Source organism: Sphingomonas sp. Leaf62, assembly GCF_001421915.1.
Classification (GTDB): domain Bacteria; phylum Pseudomonadota; class Alphaproteobacteria; order Sphingomonadales; family Sphingomonadaceae; genus Sphingomonas.
Genome location: NZ_LMLN01000029.1, coordinates 20,810 through 39,785 on the forward strand (window position 1 = coordinate 20,810; position 18,976 = coordinate 39,785).

General features: G+C 66.8%; 14 protein-coding genes. 8 read left to right on the forward strand and 6 right to left on the reverse strand.

Annotated elements, in window-relative coordinates; genetic code table 11:
* Together ASE91_RS18995 and gspG are read right to left on the reverse strand one after the other, a co-directional pair.
* The coding region (locus ASE91_RS18995) for a prepilin-type N-terminal cleavage/methylation domain-containing protein (protein WP_082454063.1) at positions 1 to 383 on the reverse strand (383 nt) is incomplete at its 3' end.
* A gap of 146 nt (positions 384 to 529) precedes the next feature.
* Positions 530 to 982, reverse strand: coding sequence for a type II secretion system major pseudopilin GspG (gene gspG, locus ASE91_RS14540; RefSeq protein WP_268795967.1), 453 nt, complete (start codon positions 980 to 982; stop codon positions 530 to 532).
* 67 nt (positions 983 to 1,049) lie between these two features.
* On the opposite strand from gspG, the gene gspL reads away from it, so the two are divergent.
* The 5 genes from gspL (at position 1,050) to glsA (ending at position 6,548) form a co-directional block, all read left to right on the forward strand.
* Entirely contained in the window at positions 1,050 to 2,135 is a 1,086-nt protein-coding gene (gene gspL, locus ASE91_RS14545) for a type II secretion system protein GspL (protein WP_235530501.1), read from the forward strand.
* Positions 2,132 to 2,626, forward strand: a complete 495-nt coding sequence (gspM, locus tag ASE91_RS14550; protein ID WP_056627306.1) for a type II secretion system protein GspM — start codon at positions 2,132 to 2,134, stop codon at positions 2,624 to 2,626. The genes gspL and gspM overlap by 4 nt, the downstream gene beginning before the upstream one ends.
* On the forward strand, positions 2,623 to 4,104 hold the full coding sequence (locus ASE91_RS14555) for a GspE/PulE family protein (protein WP_056402053.1): 1,482 nt from the start codon (positions 2,623 to 2,625) through the stop codon (positions 4,102 to 4,104). Before gspM ends, ASE91_RS14555 begins: the two co-directional genes overlap by 4 nt.
* 163 nt (positions 4,105 to 4,267) lie before the next feature.
* A complete protein-coding gene (locus ASE91_RS14560; RefSeq protein WP_056627310.1) occupies positions 4,268 to 5,494 on the forward strand; it encodes a type II secretion system F family protein in 1,227 nt (408 codons plus the stop codon).
* Positions 5,495 to 5,633: 139 nt separating this feature from the next.
* Positions 5,634 to 6,548 carry a glutaminase A gene (gene glsA, locus ASE91_RS14565; RefSeq protein ID WP_056627313.1) on the forward strand — a complete coding sequence of 305 codons (915 nt, stop codon included), beginning with the start codon at positions 5,634 to 5,636 and terminating at the stop codon, positions 6,546 to 6,548.
* A gap of 321 nt (positions 6,549 to 6,869) precedes the next feature.
* On the opposite strand, the gene ASE91_RS14570 is transcribed toward glsA, so the two are convergent.
* The gene (locus ASE91_RS14570; protein WP_056627315.1) at positions 6,870 to 8,198 is read right to left on the reverse strand and encodes an amidohydrolase; all 1,329 of its coding nucleotides are present in this window, start codon (positions 8,196 to 8,198) and stop codon (positions 6,870 to 6,872) included.
* A 94-nt stretch (positions 8,199 to 8,292) separates the two neighbouring features.
* Here ASE91_RS14570 and uvrB point away from each other — a divergent pair, with 94 nt between their 5' ends.
* The 3 genes from uvrB (at position 8,293) to ASE91_RS14585 (ending at position 11,830) form a co-directional block, all read left to right on the forward strand.
* Entirely contained in the window at positions 8,293 to 10,497 is a 2,205-nt protein-coding gene (gene uvrB, locus ASE91_RS14575) for an excinuclease ABC subunit UvrB (protein ID WP_056002578.1), read from the forward strand.
* Between the two features lie 287 nt (positions 10,498 to 10,784).
* Positions 10,785 to 11,303, forward strand: a complete 519-nt coding sequence (locus tag ASE91_RS14580) for a hypothetical protein (RefSeq protein WP_056507873.1) — start codon at positions 10,785 to 10,787, stop codon at positions 11,301 to 11,303.
* Positions 11,303 to 11,830 carry a hypothetical protein gene (locus ASE91_RS14585; protein WP_056507685.1) on the forward strand — a complete coding sequence of 176 codons (528 nt, stop codon included), beginning with the start codon at positions 11,303 to 11,305 and terminating at the stop codon, positions 11,828 to 11,830. The genes ASE91_RS14580 and ASE91_RS14585 overlap by 1 nt, the downstream gene beginning before the upstream one ends.
* A 350-nt stretch (positions 11,831 to 12,180) precedes the next feature.
* On the opposite strand, the gene ASE91_RS14590 is transcribed toward ASE91_RS14585, so the two are convergent.
* The 3 genes from ASE91_RS14590 to rpoC form a co-directional block, all read right to left on the reverse strand.
* The gene (locus ASE91_RS14590; RefSeq protein WP_056627318.1) at positions 12,181 to 12,960 is read right to left on the reverse strand and encodes a formate/nitrite transporter family protein; all 780 of its coding nucleotides are present in this window, start codon (positions 12,958 to 12,960) and stop codon (positions 12,181 to 12,183) included.
* Positions 12,961 to 13,020: 60 nt separating this feature from the next.
* The gene (locus tag ASE91_RS14595; RefSeq protein WP_082454051.1) at positions 13,021 to 14,100 is read right to left on the reverse strand and encodes a DUF5694 domain-containing protein; all 1,080 of its coding nucleotides are present in this window, start codon (positions 14,098 to 14,100) and stop codon (positions 13,021 to 13,023) included.
* A gap of 516 nt (positions 14,101 to 14,616) precedes the next feature.
* Complete coding sequence (gene rpoC, locus ASE91_RS14600) at positions 14,617 to 18,897, reverse strand: DNA-directed RNA polymerase subunit beta' (protein ID WP_056627324.1); 4,281 nt, start codon at positions 18,895 to 18,897, stop codon at positions 14,617 to 14,619.
* Positions 18,898 to 18,976 lie beyond the last annotated feature (79 nt).

Genomic DNA, 18,976 nt, shown 5'->3' on the forward strand with positions numbered 1-18,976 from the left:
CCCCGCCACGTCTGGTCGCCGCCGGTGATCGTCGCGCCCAGCGGCTGGCCGGTACCATCGACGCCGAGGACCACCGGCGGAGCGACGTCGAGCGTCATCACCATGCCGCCGGGCAGGGTATGGAACGCCAGCGGGCCGTCGGTCCGCGGGGTCAGGCCCCTCGCCCCGACCTGGGCGAAGCCATAGCCATGGGTTTCGGTGGTCAGCGCGATCAGCTGGTCGCCGAGCATCGCATCGTCCGCCGCCGCCTGCAGCCGCACGGCGAAGCGCCGCGCTTCCGCCTCGACATTGGGCGCACGGGTGGCGGCACCGATGCCGAGGCTGACCGCACCCGCCGCTACGCCGATGATGGCGAGGACGATCAGCATTTCGATCAGGGTCATGCCGGATTGGGTGGGGGGCACCACGCGCGCCCTCGTCACTCCCGCGAAGGCGGGAGGCCATACACGCTGGCAGCGCGATTCTTTCGCAGGTGCCAGCGGCAATGGATTCCCGCCTGCGCGGGAATGACGATGGGTGGTGGCGAGGATCAGCGCACCGTCCCGTCGATATCGGCGTCGAGTCCCTCGCCGCCGGGCTTGCCGTCCTTGCCGAGCGACGTGATGGTGAAGCGTCCGCCGGTCGATTCGTAGACATAGGGATTGCCCCACGGGTCCTGCGGCATCTGCGACAGATAGCCGTCGGGCGGATAGGCGCCGGGGATCGGCGGTTGGGTCGGTTTTTCGAACAGCGCCTTCAGCCCCTGCGTCGTTGTCGGATAGTCGCCATTGTCCAGCCGGTACATTTTCAGCGCGGCGGAGATCGATTTGATGTCGGTGCCGGCGGTCGTCACCCGCGCCTGATCGGGGCGGTTGATGACGTTGGGCACGATCAACGCCGCGACGAGCGCGATGATCGCCAGCACGACGATCATTTCGACCAGCGTCAGTCCCGCCTCGCGGTCGGGGACAGAAACCTTGCGGGCGGCGGGGTTCGCGGCCAAGGTGTCACGAAACTTTCGGAATAAGATGCGCATCCACGCCCCAATGCGTCCACACGATGAAGCCATTGTGACAATCGAACCCGCCCCCGCCGGTCCGGCCGCCGGCGTGTGGGCTGTCGCGGGCGGCAATGCCATTGTAGTCGATGGCACGGTCCCCGCAACAACCTTGCTCGTGCCGTCCGAATCGGTCCTTCTGCTCAGCGTCGACCTGCCGCTGCCCAGTCGGGCGAAACGGCTGGCGGCGTTGCCGTTCGCGGTCGAGGACCGGATCGCCGATCCGATCGATGCCGTGCATCTGGTGCTGGGCGATGCGATCGGCGACCGGCGCTATCTGGTCGCGGTCGTGCGGCACAGCGTCATGGCCGAATGGGTGGCGATCGCCGATGCCGCCGGGATCGGCGGCGCGGCGTTCGTGCCCGACGCGCTGACGCTGGCTGCGCCGGTCGAGGGATGGAGCGTCGAGGTGATCGGCGGAAGGGCGCTGGTCCGCGCCGCCGACGGCACCGGCTTCGCCATGCCGCTGCCGATGCTGGTCGCGGCGTGGGAGGCGGCGGGGCGGCCGGCCGTGCAGGCGCTGGGCGATCCGTTGCCGGCGGCGATGGCGGGCGACGGCGTGGCATTCCCGCCCGCGCCGCTCGACCAGCGCATCGCCGATGCACCGATCGATCTGCGGCAGGGGGTCTATGGCCGCCGCCGGACGGCATGGCCGAGCACGACGCGCAAGGTCGCGATGATCCTCGGTGCGGCCGCGCTGGCGCATGGCGTGATCGCGGTCGCCGACACGCTGATGCTTGAGCGAATCGCCGAGCGGCGGCAGGCGGCGCTGCAACAGCTGGTGGTGACGACCGCGCCGTCGATCCCGACCGGCGGCGACGATTTCATGGTGCGCGTCGCCGACCTGCTGCCGCGCCCGACCGGCAGCAACCGATTCGTGCCGCTGTTGTCGCGCGTTGCCGGGGCATTGTCGCCGATCGGCCCGGCATTGGTGGTCAACCGGATGGATTTCGAAGGAAACGCGCTGACCCTCGATTGCCAGTCGCCCGAAACCGGCATGGCCGACCGGCTGCGCGCCGCATTTTCCGCCGCCGGCGTCGCCGCACAGGTGAGCGCCGCCCCCGGCGGGGCGCTGCGCATTGTGGCGCGCGGGGCATGATCGTCGTGCGCAGAAGCGCCCGGATCGAGGCGGCCCTCGCCCGGTTCGATGGCTGGTGGCAGGGGCTGACCATGCGCGAGCGGGTGCTGGTGGGGACGCTGGCGGCGCTGCTCGCCGGGGTCGTGCTGATGTATGGCGTGGTCAAGCCGGTGCAGGCGGCACGGGCGCAGGCGCGCGCCGATATCCGGCAGGCGGAGACGCTGATGGCGCGGGTGCGTGCCGCCGGACGGCTGGAAAGCGCACCGGCGACGACCGCCGCCGGACCGCCGCAAACGGTGATCGCATCGGCGGCGACGACCGCCGGGTTGCAGCCGGTGCTGGCGGAGGCGAATGGCGGCGTCACCGCGACGCTGACCGACGCGCCCTATCCGGCGGTGGTGACGTGGCTGAGTTCGGTCGCATCGACCAGCACGATCGCCGTGCGGCGGGTGACGATGCAGCGCGGTTCGACCTCCGGCCGGGTCAATGCCAGCGTGGAGTTTCGACCATGACCGACACGCTGCTCCATGCCGAACCCGTCCGCCTGCCCTATGGCTATGCGCGTAAAGGAGGCGTGCTGATCCGGCTGGGCAAGGGCGGCATGGAGTGCGTCCACCGCGCCGATGCGACGCTGGACGCAATGCTGGAGGTGCAGCGGGTCGCGCCGGGCATCGCGTTCGTGGCGCTGGACGATGCCGCGTTCGATGCAGCGTTGCAGGCGAGCTATGGCGGCAGCGCGTCGACCGCCGCCGACATCGAACTGGCTGAAACCGATCTGGCGGCACTGGCCGACAGTGCGGCGGCGGTCGACGACCTGCTCGACGCGCGCGACGATTCGCCGGTCATCCGCCTGATCAACGCGCTGCTGCTCGAAGCGATCAAGGAAGGCGCATCCGACGTCCATGTCGAGACGCAGGAAAAGCGTCTTGTCGTCCGCTTCCGCATCGACGGCGTGCTGCGCGACATCGTCGAGCCGCCGCGCGCGCTTGCCCCGCTGCTGGTCAGCCGGATCAAGGTCATGGCCAAGCTCGACATCGCCGAGCGCCGCACGCCGCAGGACGGCCGCGTGACGCTGCGCATCGGCGGGCACGACGTCGATGCGCGCGTGTCGACCATGCCGACCCAGCATGGCGAGCGGGTAGTGCTGCGTCTGCTCGAACGTGGCGGCATGATGCTTGACCTCGGCGGGCTGGGCATGTCGGAGCGCGACGAAAGCGTGTTCGGCCGGTTGCTCGAGCGGCCGCACGGGCTGTTGCTGGTCACCGGACCGACCGGATCGGGCAAGACGACGACGCTCTATACGGCGCTCACCCGTCTGAACGATCGTCGCCGCAACGTGATGACGGTCGAGGACCCGATCGAGTATGAGCTGGCCGGCATCGCCCAGACGCAGGTCAATCCGCGCACCGACATGACCTTCGCGCGGGGACTGCGCGCGATCCTGCGGCAGGACCCCGACGTCATCATGGTCGGCGAAATCCGCGATCAGGAAACCGCGCAGACGGCGGTGCGATCGTCGATGACCGGCCACTTCGTGCTGTCGACGCTGCACACCAACACCGCGATCGGATCGGTCACGCGGCTGATCGACATGGGCGTCGAACGCTATCTGCTGGCGCCGATGCTGGTCGGGCTGGTCGCGCAGCGGCTGGTCCGGCGGCTGTGCGTCGAATGCCGGTGGCAGGATCGGTCGACCGAGGCGGACAGCGTCCTGCTGGGCGGCGCGATCAAGCCGGGCAAGAAGCTGTGGCGCAAGGGCGGGTGCGAGGCCTGCCATCACGAGGGCTATCGCGGCCGCGCCGGGCTGTACGAGGTCGTCGCGGTCGACGACCGGTTGCAGGCGATGATCCACAACGGCGTCGCCGAGGCCGAACTGGAACGTGCGGCGCGGGTCGATAATCCGGCGTTGCTGGATGATGGCGTGGCGAAGGTGAAGGCCGGGGTGACGACCGTCGAGGAGGTCGCGCGGGTCGTGCGGGACGAGGGGTGATTCTTACCGCCCTTAACCCCATCCGTTTGGTTCGAGTAGCGATCGAGCTTGTCGAGAGCGCGTATCGAGAACGCCTCTCCTCGGGCGGGCCGTTCTCGACGGACGCTTCTCGACAGGCTCGAAGCTGCTCGAACCGAACGGCAATTTTGACGGGGTTGGGCAGGTGACCGCCTACACCTACCGCGCCGCTTCCCGCACCGGCGCGACCGTCAGGGGCGTGATCGAAGCCTCCAGCCCTGCCGCCGCCCGCGCGTTGCTGCGCGAACGCGGCGAACTGCCGCTGTCGGTCGAGGAGGCTGCGGAAAAAGGTCCGAAGCTCGGCAGCATCCAGCTGCCCCGCCTGTTCCGGCGCGGGGTGTCGAGCAAGGCGCTGGCGACGCTCACCCGCCAGATCGCGACGCTGGTCGGCTCCGACATCTCGATCGAGGAATCGCTGCGCATCGTCGCCGGACAGGCCGACAATGCGGCGGTCAACGCACTGCTGCTCGACGTGCGCGCCGCGATCCTCGACGGGCGCAGCTTCGCGCAGGGGCTGGGCCGGCATCCCAAGGCGTTTCCCGAATTCTATCGCGCGTCGGTCGCGGCGGGCGAACAGTCGGGGCGCTTGCCCGACGTGCTCAACCACCTCGCCAATTTCGTCGAGACCCGGCAGGCCAATGGCCAGAAAATGCAGCTGGCGTTGCTGTATCCGGCGCTGTTGGCGACGGTCAGTTTTGGCATGATGGTGCTGCTGATGGTCTATGTCGTGCCCGACATCGTCCGCGTGTTCGTGTCGCGCGGGGCGGAACTGCCGTTCTTGACGCGCGCGCTGATCGCGCTGTCGGCGTTCATCCAGAAGTACGGGCTGTACGTCGCGGTGGCGGCGCTGGTGCTGTTTCTGGTCGGCGCGCGCTGGCTGAAGGTGCCGGGCAACCGGCTGGCGGTCGACCGGCGGCTGGCGACGCGGGCGCCGTTCCGCCGGTTCAGCCGCCAGCACAATGCCGCGCGCTTCGCCGGTAGCCTCGCGACGCTGGTCGGCAGCGCGGTGCCGCTGGTCGAGGCGCTGCACGCCGCCGCCGCCGTCACCCCCAACCGCTTCGTGCGCGACAAGGCGCTGACCGTCGCCGCGCGGGTGCGCGAGGGGCTGTCGCTGCGCGCGGCGATGGCGGAGGCGGAGATTTTCCCGTCGATGCTCGTCGCGATCGTCGCCTCGGGCGAAACGTCGGGCCGGCTCGCCCCCGCGCTCGACCGTGCATCGGGCGAACTGGAGCGCGAACTCGATGCGCTGGTGGCGACACTGGTGGCGCTGGTCGAACCGATGGTGCTGTTGCTGATGGGCGGGCTGGTGCTGATGATGGTGCTGGCGATCCTGTTGCCGATCATCAACCTGAACAATCTGGTGCAGATTTGATTCTCAATCGGTTGATCCCGTTCGTGTTGGGTAGAAATTGAGCTTGTCGAAGGCCCGTATCGGCAGGCTCGGCGGCTACTCAGGACGAACGGTTTTGGCTAACACTGGCATTTGACTAGCTTGTTCAAGGAACCGGACCATGACCGACCTCGCCCGCATCGTCGCCGAGGTGACGGCGGAGATCACCACCAATGCGGCCGACATCGAACGGGCGGCAGGGGCCGGGCACGATTATCCCCCCGACTGGTTCGGCATGGCGGTGGCGACGCCCGATGGCGGGCTGTTCCATGGCGGCTATTCCCATATCCGCTTTCCGTTGCAGAGCATCGCCAAGGTCTTCGCACTCGAACTGGCGCTGGAGGCGTGCGGCGACGCGGTGTTCAAGCGCGTCGGGCGCGAACCGTCGGGCGATCCGTTCAATTCGATCGTCGACCTCGAACGCAACAAGGGCGTGCCGCGCAATCCGTTCATCAATGCCGGGGCGCTGGTGGTGTGCGACATTCTGGTCGAGCACAAGACCGACGAATGTGCGCGGGCGGTGGTCGACTTTGTCGGGCGCGAGGCCGGGCTGGCTGACGTGATCCTCAACCAGGACGTGCTGGAGACCGGCCGCACCGGTGGCGACCTGAACCGCGCGATGATGAGTTTCGCCAAGCATCACGGCAATCTCCACTGCGAGATCGACGAGGTGATGGAGGCCTATGTCCACCAATGCGCGATCGAGATCGATGCGAAGTCGCTGGCGAAGGCCGGGCTGTTCCTGACCCGCACCGCGCGGACCGGCGATGCAGCGGGCGACGAGCGCGCCACGCGGACGCGGCGGCTGCTGTCGCTGATGACGACCTGCGGGCAATATGACGGGTCGGGGGACTTTGCGTACCGGGTCGGGCTGCCGGCCAAGAGCGGGGTGGGGGGCGGCATCCTCGCCATCGTCCCGCAGGTCGCGTCGATCGCGGTGTGGTCGAACAATCTCGACCGGCAGGGCAATTCGATCCTCGGCGTGCGGGCGCTGGAATTGCTGGCGGACAAGGCCGACTGGTCGGTGTTCGGGTAGGGGGCTACGACCTGTTCTCTGCGCACATGCAAACCGTTCGTGCTGAGTAGGGGCTGAGCGAAGTCGAAGACCCGTATCGAAGCACCTGCCCCAAGCGGTCCTTCGATACGCCCCTTCGACAAGCTCAGCGGCTACTCAGGACGAACGGATTGGAGTCGTTCTCGGCTACTCGCCCCCCGTTTGCTTCGAGCGCAGGTTCGAGCCTGTCGAGAACCGTAGTCGAGAAGGGGTGCCCCAAACGACCCGTTCTCGACGGACGCTTCTCGACAAGCTCGAAGCTGCTCGAACCGAGCGGTATAGGCGGAATTGAGCGGAAGGGGGTCAGCCCGCCGTCTTCGGCCCCAGCAAATTCAGCACCGCCGCGGTCATCGCGATCGTGCCGGTGACAATCGACGGCTCGGGCGCGACCTTGAACAGGGGCGAATGATGCGACGGCACCGGCGCGCCGCCGTTCCTCGCCGCGACGATGTCCGCCATCGGCGTGCCGCCGACCGCGAAATAATAGCCCTTCACCTTGGAATCCGGCTGGACCAGATAGGCGAAGTCCTCCGCGCCCATGCCGGTCTGTTCGAACGGAATCACGTTCTTCGGCCCCAGCGTCGTCGCCATCACCGCGTTCAGCCGCCGGGCGAGCGGCGCGTCGTTGATCGTGGTCGGCGTGCCCTCGATCACCTTCACCACCGGCATCTTGTCGGCGGGCATCCCGTTCAGCGTGCCGATGCCGCTCGCGACGCGCTTGATCCCATCGAGCAGCTGCTTGCGCGTTCCCTCGTCATTGGCGCGGACGGTCACCTGCAATTTTGCCATGTCGCTGATGATGTTGTGCTTCAGCCCCGAATGGAACGAACCGACGGTGATGACCCCGGGGTCGAGCGGCTGGCGTTCGCGGCTGATGAGGCCCTGCAAGGCGATCACCAGCTGCGACGCCATATAGACCGGGTCCTTGCCAGCATGCGGGCTGGCCCCGTGCGCGCCGATGCCGGGCACGTCGATATCGACCGAGTCCGACGACGAATATTGAATGCCCTCCGATGCCGATACCATGCCCGCCGGCAGCCCGGCGGCGACGTGGAAGGCCAGCGCGTAATCAGGCTTGGGAAAGCGGCTATAGAGGCCATCGGCCAGCATCGCCTTCGCACCTCCGACGCGTTCCTCGGCGGGCTGGACGATGAAGACGATCGTGCCCTTCCACCGGTCCTTGAGCGCGGCCAGCCGGCGGGCGGTGCCGACCATCGCGGTGATATGGGTATCGTGGCCGCAGGCGTGCATCACCGGCGCCTCGACCCCGTCGACGCCGACCTGCCGCGCCTTGCTGGCATTGGGCAGGCCCGATTTCTCCTCGACCGGCAGCCCGTCCATATCGGCGCGGACCAGCACGGTCGGGCCGGCCCCGTTCTTCAGCACGCCGACCACGCCGGTGCCACCGACGCCGGTCGTCACCTGCATCCCCGGCACGCCGCGCAGCTCGGTCGCCATGCGCTCGGCGGTCTTCACCTCCCTGAACGACAATTCGGGATTGCGGTGGAACCAGTCCCACATCCCGCCCAGCGACGCCGTGTAATCGGCGCGGACGGCGGGTGCCCAGTCGGGTTCGGCCATGGCCGGCGTCGCGGCGAACAGGCAGGCGGCGGTGGCGATCAGTGTGCGCATGTTGGGTCCCCTTTGGGCCTTAAGCTATCCGCTTTCGCCAAAGTGTCGAGGGTCGATGTTGCCGTCCCGTTCCGCGTCACCCATATCCATCCGCATGGCGATCACGATCCGCACCGACCTGTCCGAGCCGGAAACCGGCCAGACCTTCGTCCCTCACCGTCCCGCCCGCCCGGCCAAGGTGGATGCGGGCAAACGCTTCGTCATCAAGTCCGATTACGAACCCGCCGGCGACCAGCCGACCGCGATCCGCGAACTGGTCGCGGCGGCGCGCGCGGGGGAGAAGGATCAGGTCCTGCTGGGCGTCACCGGTTCGGGCAAGACCTTCACCATGGCCAAGACGATCGAGGAATTGCAGCGCCCGGCGCTGATCCTTGCCCCCAACAAGATCCTTGCCGCGCAGTTGTACGGCGAAATGAAGTCATTCTTCCCCGACAATGCCGTCGAATATTTCGTCAGCTATTACGATTACTACCAGCCCGAAGCATATGTCGCGCGGTCCGACACCTATATCGAAAAGGAAAGCTCGACCAACGAGGCGATCGACCGGATGCGGCATTCGGCCACCCGGTCGCTGCTGGAGCGCGACGACGTCATCATCGTCGCGTCGGTATCGTGCCTGTACGGCATCGGATCGGTCGAAACCTATTCGGCGATGATTTTCGACCTGAAGAAGGGTGATGTCGTCGACCAGCGCGAGATCGTCCGCAAGCTGGTCGCGCTGCAATACAAGCGCAACGACGCCGCGTTCCAGCGCGGTAATTTCCGCGTGCGCGGCGACAGCCTCGAACTGTTCCCGTCGCATTATGACGACAGCGCGTGGCGGATCACCTTCTTCGGCGACGATATCGAGGAGATCACCGAATTTGATCCGCTGACCGGCAAGAAGGTCGCCAGCCTCAATTCGATCCGCGTCTATGCCAATTCGCACTATGTGACGCCGGGACCGACGCTGAAACAGGCGGGCGAGGCGATCCGCCACGAACTGACCGAGCGGCTGAAGGAACTGGTCATGGAGGGCAAGCTGCTGGAGGCGCAGCGGCTGGAACAACGCACCAATTTCGATCTGGAAATGATCGCCGCCACCGGTTCGTGCGCGGGGATCGAGAATTACAGCCGCTTCCTGACCGGACGCCTGCCGGGCGAACCGCCGCCCACGCTGTTCGAATATCTTCCGGAAAATTCGCTGCTGTTCGTCGACGAAAGCCATCAGACGATCGGCCAGATCAACGGCATGTCGCGCGGCGATCACCGGCGCAAGATCACGCTGGCCGAATATGGCTTTCGCCTGCCGAGCGCGATCGACAACCGGCCGCTGCGCTTCAACGAATGGGACGCGATGCGGCCGCAGACGGTGTGCGTGTCGGCGACGCCCGGCGGGTGGGAGATGGAGCAGACCGGCGGCGTGTTCAGCGAACAGGTCATTCGCCCGACCGGCCTGATCGATCCGCCGATCACGATCCGCCCGGTCGAGGAACAGGTCGACGACCTGATCCACGAGGCCAAGGAGACGGCGAAGAACGGCTATCGCACGCTCGTCACCACGCTGACCAAGCGCATGGCCGAAGACCTGACCGAGTTCATGCACGAAGCCGGTCTGAAAGTCCGGTACATGCACAGCGACGTCGAGACGCTGGAGCGCATCGAGCTGATCCGCGACTTGCGCATGGGTGTCTATGACGTGCTGGTCGGCATCAACCTGTTGCGTGAAGGACTCGACATTCCCGAATGCGGGCTGGTCGCGATCCTCGACGCCGACAAGGAAGGGTTCCTGCGCAGCGAAACCTCGCTGATCCAGACGATCGGCCGTGCCGCGCGCAACGTCGACGGGCGGGTGATCCTCTATGCCGACCGGATGACCGGCAGCATGGAACGCGCCATTGCCGAAACCGATCGCCGTCGCGAAAAGCAGCGCGAATATAACGAAGCGCACGGCATTACGCCCACGACGATCAAGCGCCAGATCGGCGATATCATCGCCGACGTCGCCTCGCGCGATCAGGTGACGGTCGAGATCGACGAGGACGGCCCGCGCCACATGGTCGGCCACAATCTGCGGTCGTATATCGAGAGCCTCGAAAAGCAGATGCGCGAGGCGGCGGCCAATCTGGAGTTCGAGACCGCCGGACGGCTGCGCGACGAGATCCGCAGTCTCGAAAACGAGGAACTCGGCCTGCCGGCGAGCGAGCACAAGGCACCGATCATGGGCCGATCGAACGAAGGCAAGCCCGGTACCCGAAAGACCCGCTATGGCAAGCAGAAGGCGATGCGCATGGCCGGCGGGGGCGGGCGGGGGCGGTAGCCGACGGTCGTCATCCCGGCTTGGGCCGGATTCGTAGACACTGACGCCAACGCTGAACACGCAACGTCGGCGTGTATGGCCTTCCGCCTGCGCGTGCGTGAAGATGGCTTAGAGATCGTCATCCCGGCGCAGGCCGGGATCCATTGGGTCGGATGCTCTCGACTCCATCACGACCGTTCCCGATCCATGGATTCCGGCCTGCGCCGGAATGACGAGCGGTTCGATGGAAGCGGCGCGACGCCCCATCGCCGGTTGAGGCCGCCGCCCGCATCGCCCATAAGGTGGCGATGCGTATCAAGTTCCTTGCCCCCGCTCTCCTGCTGGCCGGGTGCGTGCCGCCGGGTGCGCCGCCCGAGCCGGTCACCGCACCATCGCCCGCGCCACGACCCGCCGCCGTCGCGCCGACCTCGCCGCCGGTGAGCGACTGGCGCGACCTGCCGCGCACTCTCGGCGACTGGCAGTATCGTGGGCTCGGCACCGGATCGGCGGCGATCTATGGCGTTCGCGGTGCGGCCCCGGTCGCGACCCTGACCTGCAACCGCGCGGCGAAGCAGGTGACGATGGTCCTCGCCACGCCCCGCCCCGCCGCCGGCACGGTGACGATCCGCACCACCAGCACGCAGCGCAGCGTCACCGTGCAGCCGATGGACGGCGGCGTCGGTATGGCGCTGCCGGCCAGCGACCGGCTGCTCGACGCGATCGGGTTCAGCCGGGGCCGCTTCGTCGTCGAAGGCGCCGGGATCGGGCGACTGGTCCTGCCGAGCTGGGCGGAAATCCTGCGCGTGACCGAGGATTGCCGCGGCTGATGCGGGGAGTCGCGCTCTGGTCGCTGGTGCTGCTGGCGGGTTGTTCCAGCGAACCGCCGCCTGCGCCGGCCCCGACCGAGCGCCCGACCCCTACACCCCGGCCCACGCCTTCGCCACGCGCGCTCAAGCCCGGCGAGTTGCCGACCCCCGAACTCGACGGCGCGACGCCGCTGGCCGGGCGCTGGCGCTATCAGGCATCGGCGAGCGGCAGCGCCGCGCTGTACGAATCGAACGGCGCGGCGGCCTTCGCCATCCGCTGCGACCCGCGGGCGAAGCGCATCGTCTTCGTCCATCCGGGGCAGGGCCGCACGATCCGCCTCTATGTCACCGATGCCGCCGCAACCTTCCCGACGCAGACCGTCGACGGCGCGGCCGAAGCGGCGGTGACGACCGGGCAGACCTTTCTCGACGCGTTGGCCCGTGCCGGCGCGATCGGCTTCGCCATCGACGACGGCCCGGTCGCGCAACTGCCCGGCGACAAGGCGATCGGAACGGTGGTGCGGGGGTGCCGGCCGGGACTGCGCTGAGTCTGCGTCGGCAGGGCGCGAACTATGGCGGAAACATCGTGCAATACAAGTCTTGTACGCAGCGGCGAGATGCCCCAGATTCCGTGTGCGCCACCGTTCGGGGCGTAACGGCTTTAACTAGCGAAAGGAGGTGATCCGATGTCTCATGGTTCAGCAGTGGGTTCGGTTCAGTTCGTTCGGGAGACGCGCCGCTAAAGCGTGGGCCACGTGCGGGGGGTATTCTCCCTCAGTCAACGCCGTGGCGCCATGAATGCGGCTCGCATGGTCTCCCGGGCTGGAACTTCCGGCCGCTGACCATGCTTGAGGTCGTCGGGTGTCGAGAGACCCCGGCGGCCTCTCTCATATCCGCCCTATGCGGTGTTCAGCGTGCGATGCCCCGCTGCCAGCACGATCGCGACCAGCGACCCGCCGACGATATTTCCCGCCGTCGCCAGCAACAGATTGCCCGCCATCGCGGTCGCCGGCACCGCCGCCGGATCGATGGCCCACGCGATCGGCAGCAGCGTCATGTTCGCGACCGAATGTTCGAACCCTGCCGCGACGAACAGCGCGACCGGCCCGATGACGCCGACGATCTTGCCCGCCACCGACTGCGCGCCGGTCGCCATCCAGACCGCGAGGCAGACCAGCATGTTGGCGAGCACGCCCGACGCGAGCAGTTCCACCCCGTCCTTGGCCAGCTTGGCATCGGCGGTCTTCAGCGCCGCCTGTGCGACCGCGCCGTCGATTGCGTGCGGCGCGCCCGACGCGACGAACAGCGCGGCGATCGCCAGGCTGCCGATCAGGTTCGCGACCCACACGATCGCCCAGTCGCGCACCGTCTCGCCAATCCCCAACCGGTCCTGCGCGGCGGGCAGGACCAGCATCGTGTTGCCGGTGAACAATTGCGTGCCGGTCACCATCACCAGCATCAGCCCGACCGAGAAGGCGACACCCGACAGCAACTGCGTCGCACCGCCCGCTGTCGCCCCGGCCTGCGCCACCAGATAGCCGATCGCGCCGAAGGCGATCTGCGCCCCCGCCGCGATGCCGAGCAACAGCATCGCGCCGACCGGCGGGCGGGTCTTGGCGAGCAGGGCGTCGTCGACGCTGTCGGCCAATGTGTCGGCGGTGGCGTCGTCCTTGGCCATGGCGTGTCCTCGCGCTGCTCGGTGTCACAAGCGGAACGATCGACGCCGGTCGCGGCTCCTTCAGCGCAGCATCGGCTGGATGTCGACGATCCGGACGTCGTGCATCTGGTTCAGATACGCATCCAGATATGGTTTGTGGGACGCGCCGACCACGACCAGCGCCCGCATCCCCGGTCCGGGTGCCTCGGCCAGCATGTCGCGGATATTCGCCGCCATGCGCAGGTTGCGCACTTCCCAATAGGCGACATATTGCCGGCCGAACCGCTGCGGCGAGGGTTCGTTCAGCGCCGCGCCGAAGTCGCTGTCATAGATCATCTGGACGATGCCCGGCGCGTTATGGGCGCGGTACAGTGCCAGCAGCCCCGGCCCGGTAGCCAGGTCGCGTTCGGCCGCTTCGTTGACCGCGCGCCGCTTCGCGCCCGCCGGATTGTCCCACGCCGTCTGGATCGCCTTGCCATACGCCGCCTCGTCGGCCTTCGGAATCGATCGGTCGGCGCTGTGATCGTCCATCGCATACACCCGCTCCAGCCCCAGTCGGGCGGCAAGGCGGGCGGCGATCATCAGGCTTTCGTCGGGGCGGGTTTCCAACTTGGTCAGGCGCTCGACCAGCGCGGCGTCCAGCCCGTCGCCGGCATGGCGTTCGGCGGCGGACAGGCGCAGCCACTGGACCAGCGCGGACGCCTGCTCGCCCCCGGCAAGGAAGGTAGCCGACAGCCGGCGACGCTGCGCGGGAGAGGGCGTCGCTGGCCAGGCGGCGAGCATTTTCAGAAACGCGACGTTCGCCGCCGGAACGTCCAGCCCGGTCGCGGCACGCGCGGCGGCGGTATCGGGGCAATAGGATGCCACGGTATCGGCATAGCGATCGGGATAGCGGCGCAGTTCGTCGCACTGGACACCCGACACGTCCTCGATCGCGATCGCCTGCGGCTTCCATGCGGCCAGCTTGTCGAGTAGCGGCGCCAGCGCTTCGGGCCGGAAACGATCCGGCAACTGCGACAGATGCGCCGACCCCAGTACCGCGACCTCGTTGACCGGGCCGTTGCGCGGACCTTTATGCGCCGACGGGTCGAAATCGGGGCGATAGCTTTGGGCGCTGGCCGGCGCGGCGAGCAGCAGCAAGGTCGACAGGATGCGTTTCATCAATTTCCCCCTTTGGCCGCAGCGTAGGGGGGCAAGCGGGGAAGGGGAATGCGGTTTGATGGCGATCAGACTGCAACCCTCCCCTCGCGCCACAGGGGAGAGGGAGGCGCAGACTTGGTCTTTGCCTTGGCAAAGGCCTAGGCGGGATCGACATTCAGTTCACTCGGCGCAGAAATAGCGTTCGATTCCCTTTCGTCACTCCCGCGCAGGCGGGAGTCCATATACGTCAGCGTCGCGAATCCAGCCAAACCGTCAGCGTCTATGGATTCCCGCCTGCGCGGGAATGAAGAAATTCCGTGCGTATCGCTGAATATCGATCGGTCCTAGTCGAGGCAGGGAGGGAAGCGCGTGCGGAGCGCGCGCGAGCCGAAGCCTCGCCTCCCCCCCCCCCCCCCCCCCCCCCCNGCTATCCCTCTCCCCTGTCCAGGGGAGAGGGCGGGGCCTGTACCCCCCAAAACGAAACCGCCGCCCGGTTTCCCGGACGGCGGCTCGTCTACATCACGAAAACCCGAACGATCAGTCGTTCAGATATTCGCCTGCATCGGCGTCGGTGCCGGTGCCCGAGGGCACGACATCGGCCAGCGGATCATTGGCGCCCTGCCCGTCGCGGGGTGAGCGTGCCCGTTCGGCGGCGCGCTCTTCCTCGGCCGAATGCGGCGCGACGAAGCCCTGCAACGCCTTTTGCTGGGCCCGCAGCGCCGCGTCGCGCGACGATGCCGCCACGCGCAGGCGGTTCATGCCCGCACCGGTGCCCGCCGGGATCAGGCGGCCGACGATGACGTTTTCCTTCAGACCGTTCAGGCTGTCGATCTTGCCCTGCACCGATGCTTCGGTGAGGACGCGGGTCGTTTCCTGGAACGATGCGGCCGAGATGAACGACCGCGTCTGGAGCGACGCCTTGGTGATGCCGAGCAGCACCGGCTTGCCCTGTGCCGGGGCCAGACCCGGCGCAAGCTTCGCATTGGCTTCGTCCATCTCGTCCCGGTCGAGCTGTTCGCCGGCCAGCAGGGTGGTGTCGCCACCGTCGGTGATCTCGACCTTCTGCAGCATCTGACGAACGATCGTCTCGATGTGCTTGTCGTTGATCTTCACGCCCTGCAGTCGATAGACGCCCTGGATTTCGCTGACCAGATATTCGGCCAGCGGCTCGATGCCGAGCGTTTCCAGAATGTCGTGCGGGTTCGGCGAACCACCGATCAGGTTGTCGCCGCGCTTGACATAGTCGCCTTCCTGAACGTCGATGACCTTCGACTTCGGGATCAGATACTCGACGACATCGCTGCCATCCTCGGGCTGGATGCCGATCTTGCGCTTCGCCTTGTAATCCTTGCCGAAGATCACGCGGCCCGAAACCTTGGCGATGATCGCCGCTTCCTTCGGGATACGCGCTTCGAACAATTCGGCGACGCGCGGCAGACCGCCGGTGATGTCGCGGGTCTTGGCCGATTCACGGGCGACACGGGCAAGAACGTCGCCCGCCTGCACCTGTGCACCATCCTCGACCGACAACACCGCGCCCGGTGCCAGCATGTAACGTGCGGCCTCACCCGAATTCGCGTCGAGCAGGGTCATGCGCGGACGCAGATCCTCCTTCGACTTCGACGTCACGCGATATTCGATGATCTCGCGCTGGGCGATACCGGTCGCTTCGTCGACGCGTTCGGTGACGGTCTTGTTCTCGATCAGATCGATGAACTTCACTGTACCGCCCGTTTCGGTGATGACCGGCGCGGTGAACGGGTCCCATTCCGCCATGCGGTCGCCCTGCGAAACGATGTGGCCATCGTCGAACAGAACATAGGCACCGTACGGGATGCGGTGGACCGACAGGTCGCGGCCGTCCATGTCGACGATCGCGATTTCGCCCGAACGGCTGAGCACCACCCGACGGCCGCGCTGATCCTCGATCAGGCGCAGGTCGCGGAACTCGACCGTGCCGTCGACCGGCGCTTCGAGGTTCGACTGTTCGTTCAGCTGTGCCGCACCACCGATGTGGAAGGTACGCATGGTCAGCTGCGTACCCGGCTCGCCGATCGACTGCGCCGCGATGACGCCGACGGCTTCGCCGATGTTCACCGGGGTACCACGTGCCAGGTCACGGCCGTAGCAGGTGCCGCAGACGCCGACCTTGGCTTCGCAGACCAGCGGGCTGCGGATCTTCATCGCCTGAAGCCCGATGCCCTCGATGCGGGTAATCATCGCCTCGTCGAGCAGCGTTCCGGTCGGGAACACGACTTCGCCGGTCTTCGGATCGACCACGTCCTCTGCCGTGGTGCGGCCGAGGATGCGTTCGCCGAGCGACGCGATCGTCGCGCCCCCTTCGATGATCGACCGCATTTCCAGCGCGCGCTGGGTACCGCAGTCTTCCATGATGATGACGCAGTCCTGCGACACGTCGACCAGACGGCGGGTAAGGTACCCCGAGTTCGCCGTCTTGAGCGCCGTGTCCGCCAGACCCTTGCGGGCGCCGTGGGTCGAGTTGAAATATTCAAGGACGGTCAGGCCTTCCTTGAAGTTCGAGATGATCGGCGTTTCGATGATCTCGCCCGACGGCTTGGCCATCAGCCCGCGCATGCCGGCCAGCTGCTTGATCTGTGCCTGCGAACCGCGGGCACCCGAGTGGGCCATCATGTAGATCGAGTTGATCGGCTTCTCGCGGCCCTTGTCGGGGCCGTCCTCGTAGCGGCGGACCGCCTTGATCTCGTCCATCATCGACGTCGCCACCTGATCGCCGCAACGGCTCCAGGCGTCGATCACCTTGTTGTACTTCTCCTGCTGCGTGATCAGGCCGTCCTGATATTGCTGCTCGAAGTCCTTCACCTGATCGCGCGTCTCGTCGACCAGCTTGTCCTTGTCCGGCGCGATCAGCATGTCGTCCTTGCCGAACGAGATGCCGGCCTTGAACGCGTGACGGAAGCCCAGCGCCATGATCGCATCGGCGAACAGCACGGTCTCCTTCTGACCGGTGTGGCGATACACCTCGTCGATGACGTCGCCGACGTCCTTCTTGGTCAGCAGGCGGTTGACCGTTTCGAACGGCACCTTGTGGCTGTGCGGCAGCGTTTCGCCCAGCAGCATGCGGCCCGGCGTGGTCTCATAGCGCTTGAGATACTGCTTGCCGTCCTCGTCGGTCTGCGGAACGCGGCTGATGATCTTGGTATGTAGCGTGACGGCACCGGCGTGGAGTGCCTGATGCACCTCCGCCATGTCGCCCAGCAGCATGCCTTCGCCCGGCTCGTTCGTCTTTTCCATCGACAGGTAATACAGGCCCAGCACCATGTCCTGCGACGGCACGATGATCGGCTTGCCGTTGGCGGGCGACAGGATGTTGTTGGTCGACATCATCAGGACGCGCGCTTCCAGCTGCGCCTCGAGGCTCAGCGGGACGTGGACGGCCATCTGGTCGCCGTCGAAGTCGGCGTTGAACGCCGAGCAGACCAGCGGGTGCAGCTGGATCGCCTTGCCCTCGATCAGCACCGGCTCGAACGCCTGGATGCCGAGGCGGTGGAGCGTCGGCGCGCGGTTCAGCATCACCGGATGCTCGCGGATCACCTCGTCGAGGATGTCCCAGACTTCCTTGCGTTCCTTCTCGACCCACTTCTTCGCCTGCTTGAGCGTCATGCTCAGGCCCTTGGCGTCGAGGCGCGCATAGATGAACGGCTTGAACAGCTCGAGCGCCATCTTCTTTGGCAGCCCGCACTGGTGCAGCTTGAGCTCCGGCCCGGTCACGATGACCGAACGACCCGAATAGTCGACGCGCTTGCCGAGCAGGTTCTGGCGGAAGCGGCCCTGCTTGCCCTTGAGCATGTCGGACAGCGACTTGAGCGGACGCTTGTTGGCGCCGGTGATCGTGCGGCCGCGACGACCGTTGTCGAACAATGCGTCGACCGCTTCCTGCAACATGCGCTTTTCGTTGCGGACGATGATGTCCGGCGCGCGCAGTTCCATCAGCCGCTTCAGGCGGTTGTTGCGGTTGATGACGCGGCGGTACAGGTCGTTCAGATCCGACGTCGCGAAGCGGCCGCCGTCGAGCGGCACCAGCGGACGCAGTTCGGGCGGAATGACCGGCACGACGTCGAGGATCATCCATTCGGGACGGTTGCCCGATTCGAGGAAGCTCTCGACGACCTTCAGCCGCTTGATGATCTTCTTGGGCTTCAGTTCCGACTTGGTGACGGCCAGCTCTTCGAGCAGGTCGCGCTTCTCACCCTCTAGGTCGAGGTCGATCAGCATCTGCTTGACCGCTTCCGCGCCGATCCCGGCCGAGAACGCGTCCTCGCCATACTGGTCCTGCGCGTCGAGCAGTTCGTCCTCGGTGAGGAGCTGATACTTCTCCAGCGCGGTCAGGCCCGGCTCGATGACGATGTAGCTCTCGAAGTACAGCACGCGCTCGAGCTGCTTGAGCTGCATGTCGAGCAGCAGGCCGATACGCGACGGCAGCGACTTCAGGAACCAGATGTGCGCGACGGGCGCGGCCAGTTCGATATGGCCCATCCGCTCGCGGCGGACCTTCGACACCGTGACTTCGACACCGCACTTTTCGCAGACGATGCCCTTGTACTTCATGCGCTTGTACTTGCCGCACAGGCACTCGTAATCCTTGATCGGACCGAAGATGCGCGCGCAGAACAGGCCGTCCCGCTCGGGCTTGAACGTGCGATAGTTGATCGTCTCGGGCTTCTTGATCTCGCCGAACGACCACGAGCGGATACGCTCGGGGCTGGCGATCCCGATCTGGATCATGTCGAAGGTTTCCGGCTTGGCTACCGGGTTCGCGAAATTGGTCAGTTCGTTCATGATCTTACCTCATAGCCCTCTCTCCTTCAGGGGAGAGGGTTGGGAGAGGGGAAGTGCGGAGAGGGCCGTGGACTGCCCC